Annotated in this window: 2 protein-coding genes and 1 pseudogene; all 3 read right to left on the bottom strand. The window is 39.6% G+C overall.

The window, feature by feature from the left end:
* Positions 1-139 (bottom strand): annotated as a pseudogene (locus tag ABNR88_RS07085) (aspartate kinase); the annotation flags it as partial.
* A 97-nt stretch (positions 140-236) separates the two neighbouring features.
* Positions 237-917 (bottom strand): transposase, encoded by a 681-nt coding sequence (locus ABNR88_RS07090; RefSeq protein ID WP_291929273.1) that lies wholly within the window; start codon positions 915-917, stop codon positions 237-239.
* Between the two features lie 102 nt (positions 918-1,019).
* Positions 1,020-2,935: MMPL family transporter (locus ABNR88_RS07095; protein ID WP_291929276.1), on the bottom strand; the 1,916-nt coding region annotated here is incomplete at its 5' end.

A 2,935-nucleotide genomic window follows, 5' to 3' on the forward strand; every position in this document is an offset into this window, starting at 1 on the left:
TCTCGCCACTCATGGCAGACACACTCACCACCAGTTGATCGCCACCATCGGCAAAGGCTTTAATCTTTTTAGCAACGGCCTGAATCCTCTCAACCGAGCCGACCGATGTTCCACCGTATTTTTGTACAATTAACGCCATTAAACTATCTACAAATCAATATTCCCAAAATTATACCTTTAACCAATTCACATCATTATTCGATTTTCATAGAACGGGCCTTGCCCGTTCTATGAATCTATGACTCAAAAACTTTGTCTAAATCAATATCCTTAATAACAAGCCCTTTGTTTTCACCAAAAACTTTGGAAGTGTTTCTGGAAAACTCCTCATAGTCTTTAATTGTTCCAATTTCCTTAACAATAGATCTAATCTCATCTTTATTACAAATAGGACTATCTTTTTCCGTTCCTAAATATTCAAAAATACTAGATTTAACAATACTAGTATTTGGGTTGATTTTATGATGGATATAATTTAAGTTTACATAAACACTTAACACTGGCAAGCCAAACTCACCTTTAATTATATTAGCTTTGAATTTACCTTGAAATAACGAACCCGTTCGCTTATGCTTATTATTAAAATAAACTGTATAACTTGTACCTAGCCTCTGCATAAACTTAGAAATTCCACCTTTGCACTCTTGTTTTAACACCAAGTGAAAATGGTTTGGTAATAAGCAGTAAGCTATAATTGACACCAATTTTTCTTCATCGGAATCTATTGATATAGCTCCAGATTGATAAAATCTTTTTGACTTAAATTTACTATCAACATCCACAGTATTTAAGTCCATTAAGCGTCTATAAAAATAATACAAGTCATCCTTATTTTCAAAAATTACACGCTTATCCACCCCTCGATTAAAGACATGATAATACTCACCTTCCACAAACTCTATTTTTCTTATTGACATAATTTATTATTTATATTATTCCATAGAACGGGCCTTGCCCGTTCTATGGAAATTAAAAAATAAGGCTGCAAATAGCAACCTTATAGAATATTACTTCAGTCTTTATTTCTTATCGCCAAACACGTATTTTGGTTTAAAGATGTAAACCATTAGTGGAATGATGGTTAATGCGAGAACCACATCAATAATCAAGGCCTCAGAGATAAAGATGCCGAGTGCCCAAGTGTTGGCTAATTGTGTCATTAGCAGCGGGATGAAACTCGCTAGCAATACCACAATCGAGGCGAATACTGCCGCACCTGTTGTCTCCAGTGTATTTCTTAACGAATCAACCCACTTACCACCTGTGGCTTGCATTTCCTCTTTTAAGCGAGAGATCATGTAAATACCATAGTCAACACCTAAACCCATTGCAATTGATAGCGACACTAACGTTGCAAAGTGAAGGTTACCCGACCAGTTTTCAACACTGGTGTAGTAAGCACCTAAGCCGTACTGGCCAAATAGTGTCACTAGCAAAGTTGAGGTTAGAATGGCCGCAACCAATGGCGAACCAAAGATAAGCGCAGCCACAATGAAAATTGCCAATGCAGTTACCAATGGTGACTTAATATATTCAACTTCAGCTACGTCATGCGTTGCCTCAGTCGCACCTAAGAAACCACCCACAGCCATAGTCGTGGTACCACTGTCTTCAATCTGAACCACTTTAGCGACCCAATCACCATCTTCGTTAGCACAGTCTTGTCGCTTAGTTGGTGAGTTTGACTCATTAACACTATCAATTGAACAAACACCTGCTTCTGGCATAGTGATAACATCGCCCGATTTAAAGCCCCAAGTTACCAAATCAAATCCTGGCTCGTCTTTATTATCAACAAACCACTGCTGAATATCTTTCACAGTCTGGTGAGTTTTTACAGGATCCATGGTATTTACAAAGCCCATAATCACACCTTCATTCCAGCCTTTAGCTACAAATGAATCCAAGTCGCCAGCATTGGTATTTGCTTCAAGCAAGCCGTTAAATCCCGTTACAATTTCATTCGCATCTGGCACCCACTCAGGATCTTCCGCATCACCATACACATCCATATTGGCATTAATAAACGCTTCATTTGGCACATGGAAATACTTAAGATTTGGCTCTTGCCCTTCTGGTGTCATCATTAGCATATTTACAATTTTCATAAACTGAATGTATGAGCCAGTAAAACCAATGTTCGGATGAGATCTCATCCAGTCTTCAGTTTTTTCAATTGCTGCCTGAACTTCCGCATGGTTAAACGCACCTTGTGGATCATCTTCATCTTCGTCCCAACACTTAGTACCTGGCGCTTGCGAGCCATCATACTCACACGCAGGCAACATTGGAAAATGCTCAGCCTTACCCTTAATAGGAATGTTCACAGAAATCACACCTGGCATTACCTCACCCAAACGACGCAGATCAATGTTTGCATCAGAATCATATTTAAACGCGGCGCGTGAATAGTTAATACCCACTTCCACACCTGGCATCGCTGATTCTGCTGTTGGGCTCAGTACTTTAGTTTGTACTGTACTCCACGCTACAAGCGCTACAATCATGCCAATTGGGATGATTTTCATCTTGCCAGTAATCACACTCGTGAGTGTTTTAGCCATACCTTTTTCAAAGGCTGAGGCTTCTGTCATTGAAGCATCACGCTCAGTATCTTTACCAGGGAACATAGCCATCAAGATTGGCGCAATTGTAGTTGTGGTAATCAGAATAGTCATCATGCCAAACATACCAAAATACGCATAGGCTTTGTAGAATGAAATATCCACAAACGACAAAGTAAAGAAACCTACCATGTCAGTCACAATCGCCAGTGTTGCAGGGATAATTGTTGTCGCAATAGCTTTTTCAGCAGCCGTCAATGGCTTAATGCGTTTATCACTATGCAGCTCACTTTGATAACGCCTTACAACTTGCACGGCGTGACCCGTACCAATCGCTAATAGTAGCATTGGCGTAAGCACCATCATCGTTG

Source organism: uncultured Candidatus Thioglobus sp. (genome assembly GCF_963981275.1).
GTDB lineage: Bacteria > Pseudomonadota > Gammaproteobacteria > PS1 > Pseudothioglobaceae > Thioglobus_A.